Below are 22,659 nucleotides of genomic sequence, written 5' to 3' on the forward strand. Positions count from 1 at the left end.
TCCGGATCGCCGTCGAGACCGCGCGGGCCGAGGTCGCCCGCGCCGAGGCGCGGCTCACCCTCGCGGAGCAGCAGCTCGCCCGTTACGCCCCCTCGCGCAGCAGCGGATCGCGCCGGAGTCGGAGCTCGACACGCGCCGCGGCGCCCTTCGGGAGGGACAGGCCGGTCTCGCGGTCGCCCGCGCGGCCCTGCGCCAGGCCGAGCTGGACCTGGAGTGGTCGGAGGTCCGCGCCCCGAGGGCGGGCCGGGTAAGCGACCGCCGGGCGGATGCGGGAAACCTCGTGCAGGCCGGGACGACCCTCCTCACGACGCTCCTCACCCTCGATCCGGTCTACGTCACCTTCGACGCGAGCGAGGCGCAGTACCTCCGCTACGCCCGCGCCGCGCGGGGCGGCCCCGTGACCTCCGCGGGGCCGGTGGGAGCACCGGTCGGGATCCGCCTGCTGGACGAGGAGGGCTTCCCGCACGAGGGTCGCGTCGACTTCGTCGACAGCGCCTTCGACGCGCGGAGCGGGACGATCCGTGCCCGCGCGGTGATCCCCAACCCCGACCTCTTCCTCACGCCTGGTACCTTCGCGCGGCTTCGCCTGCGGGTGGGAGAGGAGCGGGCCCTCATGGTCCCGGATACCGCGGTCGTCGCCGACCAGTCCGGCCGGGCGGTCCTGACGGTGACGCAGGAGGGCACGGTCGCGGCCCGCCCCGTCCAGCTCGGCCCCCTCGTCGACGGCCTGCGGGTCGTCCGCTCCGGCCTCTCGCCGGAGGACCGGGTGATCGTCGGCGCGCTCCACCGCGCCCGGCCGGGCGCGCGCGTCACGGCCCAGGAGGGCCGCATCGGCCCAAGCCCGCTCGCCTCCGCCGACTGACGACCCTGCCGCGGTCCGTCCCGTGGCCCGCTCATCCCCGCACCGAAAGGCCCCGTGCCGTGCGCCTCGCCCGCTTCTTCATCGACCGCCCGGTCTTCGCCGCGGTTCTCTCGATCGCGATTACCCTCGTCGGCGCGATCGCCGCCCTTCGCCTGCCGATCTCCGAATACCCGGAGATCGCGCCGCCGACCGTGCAGGTCACGGCGCTCTACCCCGGCGCCTCCGCCGAGACGATCGCCGCGACCGTCGCCGCGCCGATCGAGCAGGAGATCAACGGCGTCGACGGGATGCTCTACCTCTCCTCCCAATCCACGGGGGACGGGCGGCTGACGGTGAGCGTCGTCTTCCGCCAGGGCGTCGACGTCGACGGGGCCCAGGTCCTCGTCCAGAACCGCGTCGCCATCGCGGAGCCCCGGCTGCCGGAGGAGGTGCGCCGCCTCGGCATCACCGTGCGCAAGTCCTCGCCGGACCTCCTGATGGTCGTGCACATAACCTCGCCGGACGGCAGCCGGTCGCCGGAATACGTCTCGAACTACGCGACGCTCGCGATCAAGGACCGCCTCGCGCGCCTCGACGGCATCGGCGACGCGCAGGTGTTCGGTGCCCGTGACTACGCGATGCGGGTCTGGCTCGACCCCGACCGCCTCTCCGCCCGTGGCCTCGCGCCCGGCGATGTCGTGGACGCGTTGCGGCGGGCCAACGCCCAGGTTGCCGCGGGGGCCATCGGGCAGGCTCCCCGCATCGCCGAAGCCGGAGCCTTCGAGGTCAGCGTTCAGGCCGGAGGTCGCCTCGTCTCGGCCGAGGAGTTCGACGAGCAGGTGGTCGCGACGGGCGCCGGTGGGGCGCCGGTCCGCCTCCGCGACGTCGCGCGGACCGAGATCGGGGCCGCCGATTACTCCGTGAACGCGCTGCTCAACAACGGGATCGCGACGGCGATCGTCATCTTCCAGCGGCCCGGCTCCAACGCCCTCCAGACCGCCGCCGCGGTGCGCCGGACGATGGAGGAGGCCGCGCCCTCCTTCCCGTCGGGCATCGGCTGGAGCGTCGTCTACGACCCCACCCGCTTCATCGCGCAGAGCATGGAGGCGGTGGTCCACACCTTCGCCGAGGCCATCCTCCTCGTCGTGCTCGTCGTCATCCTCTTCCTCCAGAACTGGCGGGCGGCCATCATTCCGCTCCTCGCCATTCCGGTCTCGGTCATCGGGACCTTCGCCGTCCTCCTCGCCCTCGGCTTCACGCTTAACTCGCTCACGATGTTCGGGCTCATCCTCGCCATCGGCATCGTCGTGGACGATGCGATCGTCGTCGTCGAGAACGCTGAGCGGCACATGGCCGAGGGCCTCTCGCCGCTCGAGGCCGCGAGGCGCACGATGGACGAGGTCGGCTTCGCCCTCATCGCGATCGCCCTCGTGCTCGTCGCTGTCTTCGTGCCGACGGCCTTCATCTCCGGCATCTCCGGCGCCTTCTACCGGCAATTCGCCGTCACAATCTCGGTCGCGACGGTGCTGTCGGCGATCGTCTCACTGACTCTCTCCCCCGCCCTCGCGGCGCGGCTCCTTAAGCCGCACGGCCATACCCGCCTGTCGCGCCTGACCGCGCCGGTCCGGCTGTTCTTCCGAGGTTTCAACCGCCTCTTCGACGGCCTCTCCCTCGGCTACGGCGGCCTCGTGCGCCGCCTCGTGCGCCTGCCCGTCATCCTGCTCCTGCTCTACGGCGGGCTCCTCGCCCTTACGGGCCGGACGGTGCTGACGACGCCGACCGGGCTCATCCCGCCGCTGGACCGCGGCTACTTCATCGCAGCCTTCCAGCTCCCACCCGGCGCGAGCCTCAGCCGGACGGACGCGGTCGTGCGCCGCGCGTCGGAAGCGATCCTCGCGACGCCGGGCGTTGAGAGCGCGGTCGCCTTCGTCGGCTTCGATGGCGCGACCTTCACCAACGCTCCGAACACCGGCGTGGTCTTCGCGAGCCTCCGGCCCTTCGAGGAGCGCGCGCGCCTCGGCGTCACCGGCAACGGCATCCTCGCCGACCTCCAGCGCCGCCTCATGGCGGACGAGGACGCCCTCGTCCTCGTCCTGCCGCCCCCGCCCGTGCCGGGCATCGGCACGGGGGGCGGCTTCAAGCTTATGATCCAGGACCGGGCGGGGCGCGGGCCCGCGGAGCTCGAGCGCGCGACGGGGGCGGCGCTGGCCGCCGTGAACCGCGCCCCGGGTGTCGCCTTTGCGTTCTCCCTCTTCAACACCGCGACGCCCCAGATCCGCGCGGAGGTGGACCGCACGCGCGCCGAGATGCTCGGCGTGCCGATCTCGCGCGTGCACGAGGCGATGGGGGTCTACATGGGCTCGGCCTTCGTGAACGACTTCAACCTCCTCGGCCGCACCTGGCGGGTCACGGCGCAGGCCGACATGGGGCACCGTACTGGGGTGGAGGACATCGCGCGGCTCCGCACCCGGACGAACGACGGCGCGATGGTCCCGCTCGGCTCCCTCGCGACCTTCCGCGAGACGTCGGGCCCCTACCGCGTGCCCCGCTACAACCTCTACCCCGCCGCCGAGGTCCAGGGCACGGCGCTCCCGGGCGTCTCGACGGGCCAGGCGATCGCGGCGGTGGAGGAGGCGCTCCGTACCGCCCTGCCCGAGGGCTTCGGCTACGAGTGGACGGAGCTCGCCCTCCAGGAGCGCATCGCGGGGAACACGGCCCCGATCGCCTTCGGGTTGGCGGTGGTCTTCGTCCTCCTCGTCCTCGCCGCGATGTACGAGAGCCCGCTTCTCGCTCTCGCCGTCGTCCTCATCGCGCCGATGTCGGTGCTCGCGGCGCTGGCGGGCGTGCGCTGGGCGGGGCTCGACAACAACGTCCTCGTCCAGGTCGGGCTCGTCGTCCTGGTCGGGCTGGCCGCGAAGAACGCGATCCTCATCGTCGAATTCGCGCGTGCCGCCGAGGCCGATGGCGCGAGCCGGTGGGACGCAGCGGTCGCGGCCGCCCGCACCCGCCTCCGTCCCATCCTCATGACGAGTCTCGCCTTCATCCTCGGCGTCCTGCCGCTGACCGTCGCGACCGGCGCAGGCGCCGAGCTGCGCCAGAGCCTCGGCGTGGCGGTGTTTTACGGCATGCTCGGCGTGACGTTCTTCGGGCTGGTCTTCACGCCCGTCTTCTACGTCGTCGCGCGGCGGCTCGCGTCGAGGCGCCGTGCCGGGGCAGGCGAGGTCGCGTCGCCGTCTCTGCCGCGCGGGCCCGTCCCGGTCGCGGGGGAGTAGGCGAGGGCGGTTGAGGCAGATAATTGATTTCCGCGACGACGGGATGGGCCCAAGAGGCGGGAACGAGTGCTCAAGCCCTTCGCTTGTCAGGTGTCCGGTGCGCCTGGAACATCGTCACTCGCCGTAAGCCTGCCGCTCGGTACGTCCCGCGTCATGGTTTGGGTGGTTCGGTTCCACGCCCCCCTGGCGGCGGTGCTCCCGACGCGCCTCACTCGTCGGCGGGCCCCACGTCGGGTCGCACACCGAGGTTCGGGCATTGCCACGTTGCTGACCGATGGCCGGAACGAAGAGGCCGGGCGAAGCTGGCGGGATGACGCCAGAGCCCGCCACCTACCCCGGCTACTGCTTCCCGGCCGAGGTCATCCGGCACGCGGTGTGGCTCCATCACCTCTTCAGCCTCAGCCTGCGTGACATCGAGCTGATCCTCGCTAAACGGGGCATCGCCGTCACGCACGAGAGCATCCGCCGCTGGGTCCTGAAGTTCGGGGCCGATTTCGCCGGCAAACTGCGCAAGCGACGGCCGCGGCCGGGGGACACCTGGCACTTGGATGAGGTCTTTCTGAGGATCAACGGCGAGCTGCACTACCTCTGGCGGGCCGTGGATGAGCATGGCGTGGAACTCGATATCCTCGTGCAGCCGCGCAGGAATGCGAGTGCGGCGAAGCGGTTCCTCAGGCGCCTGCTGGTCGGGCTGAAGTACAAGCCGAAGCGCCTCGTGACCGACGGGCTACGCAGCTACGGCGTTGCGCATCGCGAGCTGATGCCAGAGGTTCGGCATCGGGTGAGCCGCCATCTCAATAACCGCGCCGAGAACTCGCACCGGCCGATGCGCCGGCGAGAGCGGCAGATGCAGCGCTTCAAGTCACCGGACCAGGCACAGCGCTTCCTCTCGGCACACGCGATGATCTTCGGTCATTTCCGGCCACGGCGGCATCTGATGACTGCCGCTCAGTACCGCCGCGCTCGCGCCAAGGCCTTCCGGATTTGGCGTGAGGAGCCGCGCGTCCAGACCGCAGCGTGAAGGTGCACGGGCGCCCCGTCACGCGCGAAAGCTCGGCCTTGCGTCAACAAGTTGACGATACCCTTTCGAGGCATCGCGATCCACTGCGGCGAGCTCGCCCGAACACCCTCGTCGCCGCGCGCGCCCGGGCGCGCACTGACGAGTCGACGACGTAGTCGAGGCGTCTTGGTACCCTACCTCAGGCCGCCGCGCGCCGGTTCCAGGTCAGGTCCGGTCTCAGGCGCTGCTCCCGCAGGTGCGCCTCCAGCGTGCGGAGACGCATGAACGACGAGTTCCGAAACTCTGCATCATCGAACCCGAGCGCGCGGAGCCCGGTGTAGAGTCCGGAAATGGAGTCACCGAGCGACTGACGAGGCTGGTGATCCGGCGCGAGCTGCCGAAACAGGGAGAAATTCACCCGGTAGGACCGCCGGTCCGGCGGCGCTGCCTCGTTGATGCTCACGCGCGTTCCCGGCACGGTCCCCGCGACCGCCTCGGCGAGCTCGCGCACCGTATGGTTCCGCTCCTCCGATCCGGCGTTGACCACGAGGAAGGGGCCGCCGGAAACGGCGGCGTCTCGCGTGATCGCCCACTCCATCGCGCGCGCCATGTCACGCACGTCGATCAGCGGCCGCCAGGGCGTCCCGTCGCTGAGCACCGTCACGGCGCCGCCGCTGACTGCACCCGCCACGAAGTCGTTCAGCACGAGGTCGAGCCTGAGGCGGTCAGACATCCCGCAGGCCGTCGCGAAGCGAAGGCACGTCACCGCCATACCCGGAAGCTCCATCTGCCGGAGGCCTTCCTCCGTCCCGATCTTCGAGCGGGCATAGGCTGTGAGTGGGTTGACCGGATCGCTTTCCGTGCGCGGCCCGCCTTCGGCGAAGCCGTAGACGCTGCATGACGAGGCGAAGACGAAGGCGCGCACGCCGGCGCGGTGCGCCTGCTCCGCGATGCGCAGGCTCGCGTCCCGATTGATCGCCTCGGTCACCGCCTCGAACCGGTTGCCCATGGGGTCGTTGGACACGGCGGCAAGGTGGATCACGGCGTCCACACCCTCGAGCAGCGGGTCCGGCAGGTTCCGGACGTCGCCGAAATGCTGCGCGTCCAGCACGGTCTCCGGCAGCAGGCCGTCGCCGGGGGGGACGGTGAGGCAATCCGCGAAGAGACCGCTGTCGAAGCCAATCAGCACGGCATCGGGGAAGCGTTCTCGCAGGTGCCGCGAAAGGACGGGCCCGACATAGCCCATGTTGCCGGTGATGAGGATGCGCATATGGCTGCCGGGCTCCGTCGTCACGCGTTGCCCACGAGCTCGCCCGACGCGGCCGATGCGCGGGTCGGGGCCACGGCGGGGAACATGGCATCCTGCTCCGCCCGGAGCGTCTCCACGAGGCGGCCCGGGGGGATCTCGACGTCGGCGTAGGTCAGCACCTCGTCCTTGCGCACCGCGCGCCGGAGACGGCATCCCTCCGCGAGGCCCATAGGGAGCAGATGCTCCGCCGAAGCCGTCGCGTAGCGCTCCGCCTGCCCGTACGTATGGAAGCCGCCGAGGCCGTCGAGCAGCTCGCCTTCCGCAAGGTCGGTCTTCGCGGTGGTCACGACCTCCACCCGCGGCTCGGATGCTTGCAGCACGGGGTCCCCGAACAGGACGACGCGGGCGACGGAGAGGGGGACCTCGAAGTGGCAGAGGTGATAGGGCGTATAGAAGCTGTAGAGCGGACCTTCGCCGAGCTTGTAGAGGTTGAGGTAGTGCCGCTGCTTCGGGTCGTCATGCGTCGCCAGCACGAAGACCCCAGGGCCGGGCTTCGCACCGACCACGTAGTCCACGGTGCCGCCGAGGGCGCGCAATGCGTCGGCGTCGTAGTGCTGCACCAGCTCATCCACGTGGCCGTGATGATCCAGGCCCGTCATGCCACGCCGCGCGACCGTCATGCCCGTGGCGTTGGCCACGATGGCCTGTTCGAAGCTGATCTTCGTGCCGTCGGCGAAGCTCGTCACCATCGTCGGGTTCTGGCCCCAGCGCGCGGCGAACGCCGCCTGGGTCGCCGGCGTCCGGTAGGGATCCTGCAGACCCTTGATGTTTCCGCAGAGCAGGGGCGTGAGCCCGATGGAACGCACGAAGCGCCACAGGTTTACCTGAACGCCGGGCTGGTCACCGTCCGCTCCCGTGAAGATCACCCCGGCCTGTTCGGCGCGCCGCCTCAGGAGGGACCCGACGGTGCCGTCCAGCTCCGCGTTCATCGAAACGACGTGCTTGCCGCCCGCGAAGGCGCGGAGCGTGACCTGCGCACCGTGCTCGACAGCCCCCGTCGCGTCGATGATGCAGTCCACGCCCTCCGCATCGCAGAGGAGGAACGCGTCGTCGGTAACCGCGGGGCGGCCCGTGCGGATCGCGTCCTCAAGCGCGCCCATCGTCGAGACCTCGGTGGCCTCCCGTCCCGCTTCGGCATAGGCCCGGTGCACCGCGGTGACCGAGCGGCTCGCGATGGCGACCAGCCGCATGCCGGGAACCGAGTGCACGATCTGGTTCGCGATTCCGCGCGCCATGAAGCCCGCCCCGAACATCGCGACCCTGATGGGGCGCCCTTCGGCCTCCCGCCGGGCGAGCGCCCGATCCACGATGATCAACCGACCGCCTCCTTCATCACGGCCAGCCCGCGCATCCCTTCGACACCGTGGAACGCCGGGTCGAAGGGTGGCCAGTCCCGGTCCTTCGCGGAGAGCTCCGCCGGCTTATCCGGCCAAGCGATGCCGAGCCAGGGGTCGTCGTAGCGCAGCCCGCGCTCCTGCTGCGGCGCGTAGGCCGCGCTGACGAGGTAGAGCGCCTCGGCATCATCCGTCAGCGTCAGGAACCCATGCGCGCACCCACGCGGGACATACATCATCGCGCGGTTCTCCGCCGTCAGCTCGGCGCCGAACCAGCGGCCGTAGGTCGGGGAGTCCGGGCGGAGATCCGCGACGACGTCCCACAGCGCGCCTCGCACGCAGCGCACCACCTTCACCTCGGCGGCGGGCGGTAGCTGGTAATGCAATCCGCGCAGGGTGCCGCGCCGCCCCGTGAGCGAGTTGTTGATCTGGACGAAGCGCGACTCCAGGCCGGCGGCAGCGAACTCGTCCTCGCAGAACATCCGGGCAAAGAAGCCCCTCTCGTCACGCCGTCGCTCCGGCTGGATGAGGTGCGCACCGGACACGCGGCTCGCCTCGATCCTCATGCGCGCATATCCCGCGTGATTGGGTGCCGGACGTCGCCCCAGGCTTGGCCGGGTTTGGCCCCGCACGGGGCCGCGCGTGTCGCCATCGTCATGGCGCCACGCGCCTTCCCCCAAGCAGGCCGCGGCGCTCCCGTAGGGCGCGGCGCAGCTTCCGATGAAGTTCCCAGTACCGATCCTGGAGCTTCGTCCGGATCGTGAGGTCGAGCGGTTTGACCGGATGCCAGAGCATGTTCCGACGCAACCGCGGCCAGGGCAGCTTCATCGGCCGGTACACGAAGGTTCCAGGCGAGTGCTCCAGGGACGTCATCGTGTTCTCGTAGAACCGGCCCCGGTTCTGCGGTGCCACGAACTCGCCGTTCCCGCCAAGGTCGGCAATCCGAAGTCCCGCGGTGTGCAGCAGCGTCGCCCAGGTCACCTCGCAATGGCCCGTCCAGCCCTCTCGGTAGAAGCCGTCTATCGTCTCGACGGCGCGCCGGCTGGCCCGGAAAAGCGGCATGAAGCACGCGACACGTTTCTCGCGCACCTCGCCCGGCAGTTCGTCCTGAGCCCCGCCCGGTGGCTTCAGCCTGTCCCAAAGATTCCAGTGGGGGTGCACCTTCGCCGTGCGCATCGTCGTCGCCAGGAGGTCGGCCGGATCGTGCTCGAACGCGGCGAAGAAGTTCTCCCAGTGACCGCTCCAGGACACGTCGTACTCGATCAGCCAATACCGCCCGAAGCCGGGATGGGCGTGGCAGAGATGCAGGAAGGGCAGGTCGGTGTGGCCCCCCTCCCAGATCGACCACCGATCGCCGCCCGACTTGCCCGGATAGTCCGGCGTCCGGATCTGGTCGGTGGTGACGAAGTGATGGGGGATGTCCCGCAGCTCGTCCGGCAGGGACGATCCCGGCGCAAGGTGCATCAGGAACACCGCGCGGTAATGCGACGGGCAGGCGTGCCGGATACGCGCGAACTGCCGAAGAACCCCCGGCGTCACGACGTGGGATTGGAAGGCGACCAGCGTGGGCACCGCCCCGTCGGCCCGATCACCGGGGCCGTCCGCACCGAACGGGCCCGCTGCCTCCCGCGAAGCCGGCACGGGGTGGCCCGCGTGCAACCTCATCGAGGGCCGACCCCGCGGTGAATGACGGCGCGGAGCGTGGCGGGGAGACCCAGCATGACGGCCATGGTCCGCATCCGCGACGGCGCGACGCCCCCGCCGCGCGAGCGGGTCATGCCCGGAACGATCATGCTGCTGCGCATGCTCATGGAGCGCTCTCCGTCAGGGACCTGGAGGGAGGAAAGACAGGCAGCGACGCCGATGCGAGCAGTGGGAAGCCTTGCCAATTACTTGGACTACAATCAGCGTCGGCGACCAGAGCGATCGGCCGGCCTGACACATGTTTGATGCCCTGCCGTCTGCGGTGGCGAGAGGCGTGTCGGGCTCGGCACGCCGCCTCGCTCCTCCCCGCGCTTGCAGCCGATTACCGAAGGAAGCGCGACACGCCTCGGCATCGCGCGGAACTGCGCCACCGCCATCGTAACACGCGGCATGTGGTAAGGCGCGGCCGCCCGCCGGGTCAGGCCCGGCGCACCTACCAGATCTTCCAAGGCGGCTGGTCGGACGCCCAGAGATCCTCCAGGTGCCGCCGATCGCGCAGCGTGTCCATCGAGTACCAGAAGCCCTCATGCGGGTGGGCCATCAGCTCTCCATCCCTCGCGAGTCGTTCGAGCGGCTCCCGCTCGAACACGGTCGAGTCGCCTCCGATGTAGTCGAAGACCTTGGGCGAGAGGACGAAGAAGCCGCCGTTGATCCACAGCCGGTCTCCGGGCGGCTTCTCGAGAAAGGCGCGCACCACGCCGTTCTCGACCTCCAGGGACCCGAAGCGGGAAGGCGGACGAACCGCGGTGACCGTCGCGATGCGGCCGTGGGACAGGTGAAAGTCCGCGAGCGCGGCGACGTCGAGTGCGGCGACGCCGTCGCCATAGGTCATGCAGAACGGCTCCTCGCCGAGATACTCGCGGAGGCGCGCGATGCGACCGCCCGTCATCGTCTCCAGGCCCGTGTCCACGAGCGTTACCTTCCACGACTCCGCGGTACCCCGGTGCACCGTCACCGCGTTGCTTGCGAGGTCGACCGTAATGTCGGCGGCGTGGAGGTAGTAATCGGCAAAATACGCCTTGATCATGTGCTGCTTGTAACCGAGCGGGAGGACGAACTCGGTGATCCCGTTCGCCGCGTAGATCTTCATGATGTGCCAGAGGATCGGCCGTCCGCCGATCTCGACCATCGGCTTCGGGCGAGCTTCGGTCTCCTCCATCAGTCGCGTGCCGTACCCGCCGGCAAGGATGACAGCTCGGCTGACTTTCACGCTGACACGGCCCCGGCAAGCTCCTTGACGCGGAACGAACCGCGCGGGCGCATTCTGGTTTTCAGGGATCGCCACAATTTTTCGACAGCCCCCCGGGCGGGAGACGTGGCACCCGATCGCGCCCGGGCGAGCGCCGCAACCTTGCGAGCCGCCGATCACTTGTCACGCCGCGTCGGGCGCGGCGCTTTGCCAGAGCGGGTTTGCCATTTGCGAGACCAGGTGCCGGATGCGTCGCGAACGCGAAACGGTCCATTCCCTCCGTCCAGCGGCCCGAACATCCTGTCCTTGGGAACCGAGGGCGGATCGGGCGGCCTGACGGAGCGCGCCGCGGTCATTACCGTCCCCGTTCCGCCGCACACGCTCGTTCGGCTGACAGAACTTGATGCCCTCCGCGGGATCGCGGCGCTGATCGTCCTGCTCCACCACGCCGCGCAGCTGGTGCCCTGGGCTAGGCTCATCCCCGACTCGCCCCGGCTCGCTTCCCTGCTGCAGGCCATCCTCTACCGGACGCCGCTGCAGGTGCTCGCGGACGGCCGCCAAGCCGTCCTCTTCTTCTTCGTGCTGAGCGGATACGTGATCGTCCTCGGCCTGCGCCGCACCGGATCGCCGGGCCTCCTCGCCTTCGCCGTCGGGCGTACCGTCCGGCTGCTGCTACCGGTCGCCGTTTCCGTTCTTCTATCCCTCGTCGCCTATGTGCTGTTCTTCGACCGGACCGTCATCGAGGCTTACCGGACCCACACTCTGTACATGTGGTGGAACCCCGTGGACGTGTGGTTCGTGGTCAAGAACGTCTTTCTCGTTGTTCCCGATCAGGAGGTCCGTATCAACACGGTCCTCTGGTCGCTGGCGCATGAATGGCGCCTCTCGATCCTCCTGCCGCTCGTCCTCGCCTTCCGGGACCGACCGGTCGCGGTCGTGGCAGCGGGCGCCGTCCTTTGCGCCGGCGCTGTCTTCGTCGGGACGCCACAGGATCGCGTGATGCTCGACTACTCGTTCCTCCGATCCCTGGCGGCGACGGCGTACTTCTCTCTTCCCGTCCTCATCGGGGCCGCCCTGGCCCTCGTCGCGCCGTTGCGCTGGCCGAGCCAGCCGGGGGATCGATGGGCCGTCACCCTGACCCTGCTCGCCCTCTTCTCAATCGAATCGGACATCGCCTACTTCGCGGCGTCGGCGTTGACGATCGCGCTCGCCTCGGTCCCCGGCGGCTTCAGGAACTTCCTGCGACACCCCCTGCTCGCGTGGCTCGGCCGCATGTCCTTCAGCCTGTACCTCGTCCACGTCATCGTGCTCGTCTCATTGCTGCACGCCATGGTGTCCTCGGTCCCCCTGCTCGTGATCGCCATGACTGGCACCGTCCTCTCGCTCCTCGCCGCCGCAGTCTTTCACCGGATTGTGGAGCGCCCTTCGCAGGTCCTGGCACGGCAGGCTCAGCAGGTCGTCGGGCGTACCCACGCGGTGTAGGCGCGGTGCCCTGGCCGACCCCGGCTGCGCGATTTGGCCGCGTCGGGCCAAGCCCTTCTCAAACGGTCACTAAGGGATCACCGCCGTGACCCTGAACCCAGACCAGCACGGCACAATGTGCTCACCGCACGGCCATACTTCTTGCTGGGCACCGCCCCGGCGGTCAATAACGGCATTCGGAACCGTTGGCCGGATTGGACCTAGAACCACAGCAGGCAAAACGAGCGCTTCCACGGCTGGAAGACGACCCGGCGCGCGTTGGCCACCCGCTACGTGGGAACCCGTATCCTCGTTCTTGGACGTCCTTTACGTCGCCGGCGCGATAGACTGGCGCAGGCGCTAACAGGACCTAAGGCACGCATCCTGAAGGTAGCATACAGGGGGACTGCCATGCGCTTATCTGCTTCTCTTTTAATGCTAATCGCGATGGGGAGCCCTGTACTCGCGCAGACCGGCGCTACGCCAGCAACATCTACGTCCTCGAATGCTATACGCCAGGCGCGGCTTCCACGGTACGTGTTGGAGTCAACAGCGGCGTCCTCATAGCTGCCGACTGCCTGCCGACGTACACCGGCTCTGGTCGTGAGGCGGCCATTCAATGGGCAGGACTCGAAATGAGTATACTGCTGCGGCTTTGCCCTGGCTCCAATGGCTCAGCGCGGAGCATGCCAGCGAGCGTGATCGCCAGCGTGGCTCATGCGCCATGCGCCTCACCACCGCCCGTTGCAGCCGGCGCTTCCGCGACCGGCGGCGCTGCTTCTGTCACGCTCGAATGCTCGGGGCCTTGCACGCTTCGCTTGAGGCCGGTTGTCACGGCACCTTAACCTGGAGAATGGAACGCGGCGCGGTGCTTGGCTCCTTAACCAAGCGAATATGAGGTGAAAGTGGGGTCACTCTGCCGTTGGCCATGCCCTACGGCGCATGCACCACTCGCGGCGATCCGCTTCGCAAAGCCTTTGCGGCAGAGAGGCGAGATCGCTCGTCCAGTGACCCAGTGGCGGACAGATCCTCTCCCGCAGCTCCGAAGTCCCGCTCATGGCGGTCGCGGTAGCCAGCAGGAGATGGCGCTCTTCCAGAGGAAGCGTGGCGAACTCGACCGGCCCGGGACGCCGGCGCCGCCTTAGGTGCCAAGGATTGTCCAGGACCATCGAGGAGAAAGCCTCGTAGACGAGCCTGTCGGGCTCACGATGATCGGCGCGGGTGAAGGCCCAAGCGAGATCGCGCACGATGGCCGCCCGCCCCTTCCAGGATGATGGGGACTTGCCGTCCTGGCCAGCTACCTCCGTCAGCATGACATCCTGAACGACCGCCATCTCCTTGTGCAGAAGGGCAATCGCCCGATCAGCCAGCGGCGAGTGCAGCGCTGCCGGGATCTGGCGTTCCCGACCCGGACGCACGGCCGCTGCTTGGTAGGGTCTATAGAACTCTGACCAGAGCGGATGAGCAGGACTGCCGGGTACGACCGCGACCAGAGGGGCATGATGGATGGAGCAGACGGTCCGAGACGCCAGAACCCAGGCGCGACACAGCCAGCTGGCGCCGCGTTCGATGCGCTGCTGTTCGAGACAGTGCGGACAGGCCGCGTAGTGCAGCCTCGGCCCGGTCATCCGGCTTCCGGCTGTCCCGGCCACCGTCGACGCGGCATTAGGTTGCGTGGCACCGATCGTGCGCGCCATGAGCCCGGCTACGTTCATCCCGAGCATCGTTGCCAGGGCTCCGAGCGCCCTCTGCTGCGTTCCGAAGTCTACGGCGGCGGGCAGGACGGACGTTCGCCCATCACCCGCCGCGCGCAGCAACGCTGCAAGCGGAAGTCCATAGAACCCAGCAGTCCGATTGAGCCAGGAGGAGATCAGCTCGTCGTTCTCAAGGGGGGGCACGATGGGCAGGGCCCTTCCCGGCTGGAAGGTGCCCTCCCTTCCCCTCACGCCGGGATTTCGGCCCGGCGCCGCTGCTCCATCGAGAGGAGCGGCGCGGTGATGGGCAATGCCGAGAAAGTCTCCTGCCTGATGGCCTCGGTCCCACTCCGGATCGCCTCCACTGCAAGCCGCTCCAGAAGACGCACGATGCGCACCGTGATACCTTCCGAGAGCTTCAGGATCGCCGAGCGTGTCCTCTCCTCGTCCAGGTCTGAGGCCTGCCGGAGTGGCAGGATGGCGCCGTAGCTCGCCAGCAGACGCCGGAATGCGACATTGTTGGTCCAACGTGGTAGCTCAACCGACTCGAACCGATCTGCCAAGCCGTTGTCGGTCATCAAGGCGCGCCGGGCCTCTGGCGTGCCAGCGCAGACCAGCGGCATTTCCAGTTCGTTCGCAAGCAAGCGGATGACGTTGAGGAAAACCCGCTGCTGTCGATCGCCGCCGACAAGGAGCGCGTGGATCTCGTCGATCACCAGGACACGGGCACCGACGATGCGAAGCGCGTCACGGGCCATTCGTCGGGCCCTGATGCGGCTTACTTCTCCCACCAACGGCAGGCCAAGCGCCCCGAGCAGTTCCTCGTAGAAGGGCACCTCGGCCAGCTCGGGCGGCAGCTGCATCATCACGACCGGCGAGCGCGCGACGCCGAGGTGCGGATCGACCGTTCGCGGGTGATCGAGGAGGAACTTGCGCAGGATCATCGTCTTGCCCATGCCTGTCCGGCCATGCACGAGCAGGCAAGGCATCCGGCTGCGCTGCGGATAGGTCAGCAGGTCGCTCATGGCCCCGAGGGCCAGCTCCGCCGCGGGATAGCTGATCCACCTCTCGGCACGGATCCAGGCGATCCGCTCGTCGTCCGGAAGGTCAGCGGCAGGTCGATGGGCTGGGTCGAGGTGTGCGTAGGCGCTCAGATCGTCCACTCCTCGACCGAGTAGGGCAGGATCGGCCCGACATCCGTCTCCTCGTGACCCGTCGTGCCGACTGGCTGCGGCTCCGCAACTCGGCGCGTCGCGCCTCGGATGGCTCGGGATGTCCGCTCCCGCTCTCGACGGGCTCGCTTGGCTTCGGCGCTGGCGCCCTCGACAATCGTTCGCTGTGCTTCAATGGATGCGAAGATCTGGCGCTGCTCGGGATGCCGCACACCAGCGGCATGCAGACGCTTGGATGCCACCTTGATCTCCCACAACGTCGCGGCGGGAAGGCGGCGGTCGCTGTAGGGGATGGGCCAGTACGTGCCGTCGTCGTCCCGGAGATAGACGCGCGACATGTCACGCGGGTCATAGCGGACGACGAACTTGCGGCGTGCCTTCGCAAGGAATGTGGAGAGCACCCCGTCCGAGTAGGTGATGTTGAAGAGCGAGATGCCGTCACGCTGGATCATGCGATGCTCGAAGGGCAGGAAGTCGAGGTAGAAGCGCTCCGGGTCGTGCGGCAGCGGTGCGGGCGTCGGCCGCTCCTCTGTCGCTCTCCGCCAAGCCTCCAGGGGCGTGGTGCCGAGGGCGCTGTGAACGGTGTGGTGGTACACGCCGACGATCTGGTGGACGAGCCAGGTCTCGAGTTCGTCCAGCGTCATGATTGCGGTGGCTTCTGGGTCTCCTGGCCGATCAGAGACGCTCCTGCCCGTGGCACCTGGCAGGAGCCGCAACGCGCCCATGGTGGTCCCGATGAGGCGCTCAATGTGCCCGCCCCAATGCGGTGTAGCCGGTGGGCGATGGGTCACCTCGATCCCGTACTGGGCCATGCCGCGCCGGATTGCCGCGGAGCGAAACTCTTTGGCGTTGTCGAAGTGCAGCCGCTCGGGAAGCCCCGCAACGGGCCAGGGGAGGTCAACGCCTCTCGCCAGGAGGTAATCCTCCTTTGGGAGGACGGCATGGCTCAGCGCCAGCGCGACGCTGAGTGCAGAAGGGGGCTCGAGGCTGAGATGGAAGCCAGGCACGACCCGCGTCGCGACGTCGATGACCAAGGTGAGCCAGGGACGACCGAGCGGATGCCGGCCTGAGGCGGCGACCACCATGACATCGGCGAGTGTGTGATCGACCTGCACCAGCGCCAGGGGGCGTTCCTCGGTCAGGTGCCCGGCGATCAGTCCGAGCTTGCGGCGCGCGTGGGCCGCGCCGCTCCGGCGGCGCAGCACCTTTACCCGGTCCAGCGCGCGAACGCGCAGCGTGACGGCCCTGCGGGAGGGCGCCACGAGGCCGCGTTCGGCGCAGCGCCGCGCGATTTCCCGCATGAGGTCGGCGAGCGTCGGGCAACGGCGATCGAGATAGAACTCCTCGATCGCACCCGCCGTGACGGCTTCCACCTCGGCGCCGAGCAGACGAAGGCCGACCGGGCGACCGCCCGCACGCGGCAGCACCGAGGTCACGGCCGGCTCGGCGCGGAGGCGGCGAAGAAGGCGGTAGCACTGAGCCCGTCCGATTCCGAGTTCGCGGGCGGCGGCATCAATCGAGGACGCTGTCGTCCGTGATGATACCGCCAAGGGGCGGAGCACCCGCAGCCGCCGCTCGCCGGCCTCCCACGTTCGATCGTCTACTTCGTGGAGTTCAGGGCCTCGCAGCGCGAATGCTCCGGATACGAAAGGAGTCGCACGGTTATGGAGCGAGTTCTCCCGGTCAAGGGAAATCGCCCTCCCTTAGTCCTTGACCAGGACCGATCACCGCTCTCCTGGTTAAGGAGCGGTGACAGGAGGGTGGCGCGATCAACGGTAACATCTACGGCGTGCGAGAGGGGTTTCTCGACCGGCTGACGGCGTAACGCCTGAGGTTGCCACTTCGCATCTACCGAACCGATCCCCTGCTTGGTTCAGTTGCCGCGCACGACTTTGATGCGATCGCCGACCCGTGGAACTCCGGGCGGCTCATCGGGGTCGAGAAGGCGGGCTACACGATCCGGCCGCTATCGCCATTCAGGCCGGGAGACATCCGCCGCCAGTGGCGGCGCGAGATCAACCAATCGCGCGGTCTCCTCGAGTCAGCGGCCATCAAATCCATTATCTATCGTGATAACTACGCCGCGCTGCCGGAGGACGCTGACGAGATGCTCCGGTCCTGGTTGCGAGGCAACGACCTGCCACCGCCTGAGGCGAAACATCGCCTGTTCCTGTCCCTGGCCAAGCGGCAGCTGCGCGCTGGCCGCGCGCCCCTCGCGCCGGAGGGGCTTCGACCGGCGTTGCTGCACCGCACGTCGTACAACGCGACGGGCGGCTTATAGAAAGCCCATGAAGTGGGCCGGGTCCAAAACAGCTTCATGCTGACCGGTGAAAGGAGACCGCGATTCAAGGGCCGATCCACAGGATTGCGTGGTACAGCCTGCTCCGCTTCCACTCGGCCCTCGGCTACAAGTCTCCTGTCGCCAACGAAGAGGAGCAGCTTCAGCCCGCCACTGCGCTCCCCTGATCAACCAAGCCCCGCAACCGCTTACGAAGGCGGGGGAATTGCTGGAGAGGATGTACATCATCCCGTCCACGGCCGCCCGCACGTCCATGGTCCGCGTGTTGCCGGCGCGCTTCGCGGGCAGGATCAGCGGCGCGACAAGCGCCCACTTCTCATCGGTCAGGTCACGCGGGTAGCGCAGCCCGCTCCGGTCATACCGAGCCTGGTTCTCCTGCGTTCACATCCCCGCATCGCCATCAGAAGCCCTCGCCAGGGCCAATCAAGACTGCTTCAGATCACTCGCCTTGTTCCCGGATGGACGCTGAGACTTGTTGACAACCATTCCGACTGTTGCACTTGGCTTAAACAACAAGCCAGAGCGATTAGTAGGAGAAGGAACCACGGTGTGTGCAGAATGCCAGAAACCCCTACGAGGCTTGCGGTGATGCTCCGCGCCGACGCGGGCACGCCAGCCGAGCCGGACTTCACCCTCGTGCGACCTGACACGCTTCGCGAGATTACGGGGCAGCGTGACGTACTCGCGACACGCAAGCCGGTAGAGCCCTTCCTGGTCCGCCTAGGTGCAGCGCCCTCTGCAACCGTAGACGCGTATCGGGGCGCGCCGGGCGGAGCGGGTTACATTCTGGATCAGATTATGCGGGAGCAGTGGCGGGCGGTCTGGAGCCGTAGCCGTTGAAGCGCTGCTGAAGGAGTAGCGGCGACCCTGTCCCCGGCACTGGCCCGGCCCATGAGAGCCGTCCGGTTTTATCGGCCATCCTTGGAGGCAGCCTGTAGGGCAAATTCCAGAGGCGTCAGGTGCCCCAGGGCACTGTGTGGTCGGGACGGCAAGCCCCACGAGGTGGGCCGGGTGGGATTGGGATTGCCCCGGCTCCGTGGTTCTTCCGCGCTTTGCGTGGATAACGACGTGAGCGGGGGAATTCCAAGCCCGCCTGACGACAGTTCGTGCACCAGAGTCAATCGCGTCCTGCGGTGCCGGCGCGCCGCCGCGCGGTGGATCTTCCCCAACCCGAAGGCGCGATTACTGCTCGATTGGCAGTGTCCTGACGCTCTCGCCGCTCGGCGCTACACCTGGATGTGGAGGCCGTCCATGCCGTCGTCGCCATCACGGGCCGACGGTCGCGTCCGTCGCGCGCGCCGGGTCCCCGGGTGTTCCAGGCGACTCGTAGCGGCTACCTTCGTTGGCATGAGAGGATCGCTGAGGGAGACCACATGTACTTCCCGCTGAAGGAGAAGCCGAAGGATTCGTATCATGAGCGGCCACGGAAGTTCGGCGCGCCACGGTCGCACGGGAAGCGCAAGCACGCGGGATGCGACCTGTACGCGCCGGTCGGCACCGGGGTCTACGCGGTCGCGGACGGTAAAGTGCTCGCCGCATACCCCTTCTACCTCGGCACCTGGGCCGTCGAGGTGGACCACGGCGACTTCGTCGTCCGCTACGGCGAGGTGCAGAAGAAGCTCGGGCCAGGCGTCACGCCGGGCGCCCGCATTCTCGCGGGAGCTGAGATCGGCACCATCGGTCGGCTGGAAGGGCTTACCGTCAGCATGGTCCACTTCGAGATGTATGCCGGAACGGAGACGGGCCCGCTGACGGTGAAGGGCGGGAAGGGCAAGTTCGCGGCCTACCAGCGCCGGGATGACCTCCTCGACCCCACGCCCTACCTTGACGAGGCCCTGATGCTCTCCGGTCGGTTGGACGGTACCAAACCGCCGTTGCGCAGCATCACTACGCCGAACCCCGGCGGGATGTGCTTCGTCGGCAGCTGGTTCTGACGGACCGGCAGGTTCTGCCCTGGCCGGGGGGAGCTGTGAGTTTTCCTTCATTCGTAGACTTTCCCGCGCGCGGACTGGGTCGTCCTTAATGTGTAGACTCGCCTTCGTGCGCCGCCCGGGTGGACGTCCCCCCTCCCCTTTTGGCGCGACGCGCGGTGAGCTCCTCCTGGTCAACCGACCCGAGGCGTTTCCACCATAGGCCAAGATTGGGCGGGGCAGTGCTGGACACTGCCCTCCCTGGGCAGCGTGCGGTGCAAGGACCCGGAACCGATCCTCATCAACCGTCCAGGTCGCCGCGTCGTGCTCCTGGATCTCGACCCGCCGAACGATGCCTGATCTGACTGCAGAACGAATCTACTATCCACGGAAGAGATTCGCCGACTCAAAGGAAATCGCCCGCGCTAACCTGCTGTTCCAACTGGGGCCCCAGTCTACGAATGTCGGAGAACTCACAGCCGCGCTGAACCGCAAGGCCGAACTTGGGATGCCCCGCGCCATCCGCGTCGTGTGAGCCGACCCGGAACGCCCGAATTCCAACCGCCCCCCTCCTTCTTGCAACAGACCCACACGGACCTGAGCGACGCGGTCGTTCAGCGCTGTACTGCTGACTCCATCGCCGCCTCCACCGCGGCGACTACGTGGTTCAGCCCGCGCCGCAGAGTCGTCTCTGCGAAGCCGATGGCCTGAGGTGGGTAGCGGTCCAGCTCCGCCGCGACGGCGAGATGGGTGAGCGGTGGCGCCGGCAGGCCGAAATCGCGGCGCCAGCGCGTGCCACGCGTGTAGTCGAGCGGGACGAGGTGGCGCAGCACGGCGAGGCGCGTCGCGGTCGCGACCTCCGGCGAAGGATTACTCGCCTCGAAGGTGGCGAGACGCGCGGCGAGCGCAGCGAAGGCCTCCCGTGCCGGGGACAGGTCGAAGCGATAGCCGGCCGCCTTCTGATAGCGGTCCAGATGCGTCGAGAGCTCCGCCACCAGCGCGCCGGGATCGAGCGGCAGGGCGGGCGCGGTCGCCATGCGGTAGACCGCCAGCGCATACAGCCGGATATCGGTCAGCAGCACCTCCGGATCCGCGACCCCGAGCAGGTCGCGATCCGTGTGCCAGGCGGTGTTGCCACCGTTGCCCATGACGAAATACCAGCCCCGCCGCTCCACCTCGGCTGCCGGGATACGGGAGGAGGCGGAGAAGCAGCCGGAGATGCCGAGGTTGTTGAAGGAGAAGTCCGAGGATTGCGTCGGCCGCTTGCCGCGAGCGGCCACACCGGTGGCGTCGCGCACCACGTTGGCGACGAAGACCCGATTTTCGGCCATCCAGGGGATGCCGGGATAGTCGGTGGCGTCGCGGCAGCCGGGGCTGTCGCAGTTGAGGTGCGCGACGCAGCCATGCGCGAGGTCGCGCGCGAAGGCATCGGCATACCAGGTGCTGCCGGCGAACTTGCCCGTGGAATGCCCAGGCCACCAGCAGATCCGCACCCCGCGCCGAAGCCCCGCGCGGTGCGCGTGCAGCGTCCGCGCGACCTCCAGCATGCAGGCGTCGCCGGTCGCGTTGTCGCCGACGCCGACGTCCCAGGAATCATAATGGCCATGCAGCAGGACGAAGTGATCCGGCTCCACCGTGCCGGGAATTCGGACCTCCGGCAGAACCTGGTCGAACCAGCCCTCCTCGCAGATGGTGGTGAGCGTCGCACTCTCGCTGCGGCGCGCGGCCTCGATCAGCGCCTCGCCATCCGGGCCGCTGACCGCGCAGCCCGGGATAGGCGTGCGGCCCGGCAGGTCGTCGAGGTCCGGCGTCCCCCAGATGGCGCTGCCGCTCCCCCAGTGCATGTCGGTCCCCGGGTTCACCGCGATCACGCCGGCGGCGCCCAGGGCGGCAAACTGCAGGATCTTCTCGGCCAGGATCATGCCGCGGAACAGCACGAGCCGGCCGCGGAGGTCCGGCACGCCGGGCGCTGGGTCATAGCCCGGACCGAAGAGCTTCGCGGTGTTCGGTGTCCAGCCCATCGGTGGGGCGACCGGGTTCTCCACGAAGACGAGCGGCGCGGTGAGCCCTGCCGGCGCCGTCTCGGCGAGCTGTGCCGGGCGTGCGCGGAAGCGCTGCGCACCGAGCGTCACATGCGCCTCCTTCGGGACGGCGAGGTAGAGGCGTGGCCGGTGCACGGTGACGGGCAGGCCGAGCGCGTCTAGTCGACGCGCAATTTCCTCTCCCGCCTCAGCAGCCTCCTGGGGATCCTGGCGGCGTGTGTTGGCGAAGTGCTCGACGAGCGACCAGGCGTGGTCGATGCGCGCCGCCGCCATCACGGCGGCTTCCTCCCCTGTCGTCATCGGTCTCAATCCATCGTCACGCCAGTGGCCCGCACGACGGCGGACCAGCGGTCGATTTCGGCGAGCACGTAGCGCCCCGTCGCGTCGGGCGGCTCGCCTACTGGCTCGACCCCGATGGTGGCAAGGCGCTCCCTCACGGCGGCGCTGTCGAGCGCACGGCGGAGCTGCGCATACATCGCCTGCACGATCTCCTCTGGCACGCGCGCGGGCCGGCAAGGCCGAACCAGTTGGTGGTGACGAGGCCCGGCACGCCCGCCTCGGCGAGCGTCGGGATCTCGGGGAAGGCCGCGCTGCGGCTCGCCGAGGAGAGGGCGAGTGCCCGCACCGTGCCGCTCCGGACATGAGGGGCGGCGGAGGGCAAGCTGTCCCACATGCTCTCGATCCGCCCGCCGATGACGTCCGCCGTCGCGGCCTGGGCGCCGCGGTAGGGGATGTGGGTGGTGCGGATACCGGCGGCGGAGTTCAGCAGCTCCCCCGTCAGGTGGTGCAGCGTGCCGTTGCCGCCTGAGCCGAAGTTCAGCACGCCCGGCCGGGCACGCGCGGCCGCAACGTAGTCTGCAAGGGTCCGAAAGGGTTGGGCGCCACCCACGATGAGAACCAGCGGCAGGGTGCCGAGGATCGTGACATGGCGGAAATCGGTTCGCGTGTCGTAGGGCAGGTTGCGGTGGAGTTCCCGGAAAATCGCCTGCGGGCCGACATTGGTGGTGAGCCATGTCGTGCCGTCCGGCGCCGCCTTAGCAACGTGGTCCGAGCCGACGACGCCACCGGCCCCGGGGCGGTTCTCCACCACGAAGGGCTGGCCGGTCTGCTCCTGCAACGCCGCGGCGATCGTGCGGGAGAGGATGTCGGAGGCGCCGGCTGGCGGCGACGAGGAGACGATCCGCACCGGCCGGCTGGGCCAGGCGCCCTGGGCGAGCGCCGGCAGCGGCAGGGCCGCGAACGCGGCGAGAAGCGGGCGGCGACGCATGGCGGGCTCCTATGGCGTTGCCGACCAATGTGAGCCGCACCCTCCCTCCGGTCGAGACGGCTGTCATCGGCATCCAGAGTCCAGGGCGGGTCAGTCGGCTCCACCAACGTCAGCCGGGGGAGCTCGCGCGCGGCGGCACGTGTCGGTCCTACCTGCTCCCGATAG

General features: G+C 68.7%; 17 protein-coding genes and 1 pseudogene. 6 read left to right on the forward strand and 12 right to left on the reverse strand.

Annotated elements, in window-relative coordinates; translation table 11 throughout:
• Positions 1–106 precede the first annotated feature (106 nt).
• The 3 genes from ACE7GA_RS00085 to ACE7GA_RS00095 all read left to right on the forward strand — a co-directional run bounded on the left by ACE7GA_RS00085 (position 107) and on the right by ACE7GA_RS00095 (position 5,134).
• The gene (locus ACE7GA_RS00085; RefSeq protein ID WP_376100534.1) at positions 107–862 is read left to right on the forward strand and encodes an efflux RND transporter periplasmic adaptor subunit; all 756 of its coding nucleotides are present in this window, start codon (positions 107–109) and stop codon (positions 860–862) included.
• 59 nt (positions 863–921) lie between these two features.
• Positions 922–4,113: an efflux RND transporter permease subunit gene (locus ACE7GA_RS00090; protein WP_376093911.1), complete on the forward strand. Its 3,192-nt coding sequence runs from the start codon at positions 922–924 to the stop codon at positions 4,111–4,113.
• 310 nt (positions 4,114–4,423) lie between these two features.
• On the forward strand, positions 4,424–5,134 hold the full coding sequence (locus ACE7GA_RS00095) for an IS6 family transposase (RefSeq protein ID WP_376093914.1): 711 nt from the start codon (positions 4,424–4,426) through the stop codon (positions 5,132–5,134).
• Positions 5,135–5,312: 178 nt separating this feature from the next.
• On the opposite strand, the gene ACE7GA_RS00100 is transcribed toward ACE7GA_RS00095, so the two are convergent.
• From ACE7GA_RS00100 to rfbF, 5 genes are all read right to left on the reverse strand, one after another.
• Complete coding sequence (locus tag ACE7GA_RS00100) at positions 5,313–6,407, reverse strand: NAD-dependent epimerase/dehydratase family protein (RefSeq protein WP_376093917.1); 1,095 nt, start codon at positions 6,405–6,407, stop codon at positions 5,313–5,315.
• A complete protein-coding gene (locus ACE7GA_RS00105) occupies positions 6,404–7,729 on the reverse strand; it encodes an NAD(P)H-dependent oxidoreductase (protein WP_376100536.1) in 1,326 nt (441 codons plus the stop codon). The genes ACE7GA_RS00100 and ACE7GA_RS00105 overlap by 4 nt, the downstream gene beginning before the upstream one ends.
• Before the next feature lie 5 nt (positions 7,730–7,734).
• Positions 7,735–8,322, reverse strand: coding sequence for a dTDP-4-dehydrorhamnose 3,5-epimerase (rfbC, locus tag ACE7GA_RS00110; RefSeq protein ID WP_376093920.1), 588 nt, complete (start codon positions 8,320–8,322; stop codon positions 7,735–7,737).
• An 88-nt stretch (positions 8,323–8,410) separates the two neighbouring features.
• Complete coding sequence (locus tag ACE7GA_RS00115) at positions 8,411–9,328, reverse strand: hypothetical protein (protein ID WP_376093923.1); 918 nt, start codon at positions 9,326–9,328, stop codon at positions 8,411–8,413.
• A 565-nt stretch (positions 9,329–9,893) separates the two neighbouring features.
• Positions 9,894–10,670, reverse strand: a complete 777-nt coding sequence (gene rfbF, locus ACE7GA_RS00120) for a glucose-1-phosphate cytidylyltransferase (RefSeq protein ID WP_376093926.1) — start codon at positions 10,668–10,670, stop codon at positions 9,894–9,896.
• 285 nt (positions 10,671–10,955) lie between these two features.
• Between rfbF and ACE7GA_RS00125 the strand changes: the two genes are divergently transcribed.
• On the forward strand, positions 10,956–12,131 hold the full coding sequence (locus ACE7GA_RS00125) for an acyltransferase family protein (protein ID WP_376093929.1): 1,176 nt from the start codon (positions 10,956–10,958) through the stop codon (positions 12,129–12,131).
• A gap of 890 nt (positions 12,132–13,021) precedes the next feature.
• On the opposite strand, the gene ACE7GA_RS00130 is transcribed toward ACE7GA_RS00125, so the two are convergent.
• The 3 genes from ACE7GA_RS00130 to ACE7GA_RS00140 are packed head-to-tail and all read right to left on the reverse strand — an operon-like array spanning position 13,022 to position 16,412.
• Positions 13,022–14,056: a TniQ family protein gene (locus ACE7GA_RS00130; RefSeq protein WP_376093932.1), complete on the reverse strand. Its 1,035-nt coding sequence runs from the start codon at positions 14,054–14,056 to the stop codon at positions 13,022–13,024.
• Positions 14,053–14,967, reverse strand: a complete 915-nt coding sequence (locus ACE7GA_RS00135) for a TniB family NTP-binding protein (protein ID WP_376093935.1) — start codon at positions 14,965–14,967, stop codon at positions 14,053–14,055. The genes ACE7GA_RS00130 and ACE7GA_RS00135 overlap by 4 nt, the downstream gene beginning before the upstream one ends.
• Entirely contained in the window at positions 14,955–16,412 is a 1,458-nt protein-coding gene (locus ACE7GA_RS00140) for a Mu transposase C-terminal domain-containing protein (RefSeq protein ID WP_376093938.1), read from the reverse strand. The genes ACE7GA_RS00135 and ACE7GA_RS00140 overlap by 13 nt, the downstream gene beginning before the upstream one ends.
• A gap of 398 nt (positions 16,413–16,810) precedes the next feature.
• Between ACE7GA_RS00140 and ACE7GA_RS00145 the strand changes: the two genes are divergently transcribed.
• Positions 16,811–17,257 carry a hypothetical protein gene (locus ACE7GA_RS00145; RefSeq protein WP_376093941.1) on the forward strand — a complete coding sequence of 149 codons (447 nt, stop codon included), beginning with the start codon at positions 16,811–16,813 and terminating at the stop codon, positions 17,255–17,257.
• 272 nt (positions 17,258–17,529) lie between these two features.
• Here the strand turns inward: ACE7GA_RS00145 and ACE7GA_RS00150 are convergent.
• A pseudogene (locus ACE7GA_RS00150) lies at positions 17,530–17,620 on the reverse strand (transposase); the annotation flags it as partial.
• Between the two features lie 1,028 nt (positions 17,621–18,648).
• Here ACE7GA_RS00150 and ACE7GA_RS00155 point away from each other — a divergent pair.
• Positions 18,649–19,209, forward strand: coding sequence for a M23 family metallopeptidase (locus ACE7GA_RS00155; RefSeq protein ID WP_376093944.1), 561 nt, complete (start codon positions 18,649–18,651; stop codon positions 19,207–19,209).
• Positions 19,210–19,799: 590 nt separating this feature from the next.
• On the opposite strand, the gene ACE7GA_RS00160 is transcribed toward ACE7GA_RS00155, so the two are convergent.
• Genes ACE7GA_RS00160 through ACE7GA_RS00170 form a run of 3 tightly spaced genes read right to left on the reverse strand, consistent with a single transcriptional unit; the run spans position 19,800 to position 22,494 of the window.
• The gene (locus ACE7GA_RS00160; RefSeq protein ID WP_376093947.1) at positions 19,800–21,527 is read right to left on the reverse strand and encodes a M28 family peptidase; all 1,728 of its coding nucleotides are present in this window, start codon (positions 21,525–21,527) and stop codon (positions 19,800–19,802) included.
• A gap of 5 nt (positions 21,528–21,532) precedes the next feature.
• A complete protein-coding gene (locus ACE7GA_RS00165; protein WP_376093950.1) occupies positions 21,533–21,664 on the reverse strand; it encodes a hypothetical protein in 132 nt (43 codons plus the stop codon).
• Positions 21,661–22,494: a Bug family tripartite tricarboxylate transporter substrate binding protein gene (locus ACE7GA_RS00170; protein WP_376093953.1), complete on the reverse strand. Its 834-nt coding sequence runs from the start codon at positions 22,492–22,494 to the stop codon at positions 21,661–21,663. The genes ACE7GA_RS00165 and ACE7GA_RS00170 overlap by 4 nt, the downstream gene beginning before the upstream one ends.
• Between the last annotated feature and the right edge of the window lie 165 nt (positions 22,495–22,659).

Source organism: Roseomonas sp. CCTCC AB2023176, from assembly GCF_042259275.1.
Lineage (GTDB): Bacteria > Pseudomonadota > Alphaproteobacteria > Acetobacterales > Acetobacteraceae > Roseomonas.

What these genes read in the sequence shown, in the direction of transcription:
- ACE7GA_RS00095 (WP_376093914.1), top strand. Translation starts at nt 4,424, where the DNA reads ATGACGCCAGAGCCCGCCACCTACCCCGGCTACTGCTTCCCGGCCGAG.
- rfbC (WP_376093920.1), bottom strand. Translation starts at nt 8,322, where the DNA reads ATGAGGATCGAGGCGAGCCGCGTGTCCGGTGCGCACCTCATCCAGCCG.
- ACE7GA_RS00155 (WP_376093944.1), top strand. Translation starts at nt 18,649, where the DNA reads ATGTACTTCCCGCTGAAGGAGAAGCCGAAGGATTCGTATCATGAGCGG.
- ACE7GA_RS00160 (WP_376093947.1), bottom strand. Translation starts at nt 21,527, where the DNA reads ATGACGACAGGGGAGGAAGCCGCCGTGATGGCGGCGGCGCGCATCGAC.
- ACE7GA_RS00170 (WP_376093953.1), bottom strand. Translation starts at nt 22,494, where the DNA reads ATGCGTCGCCGCCCGCTTCTCGCCGCGTTCGCGGCCCTGCCGCTGCCG.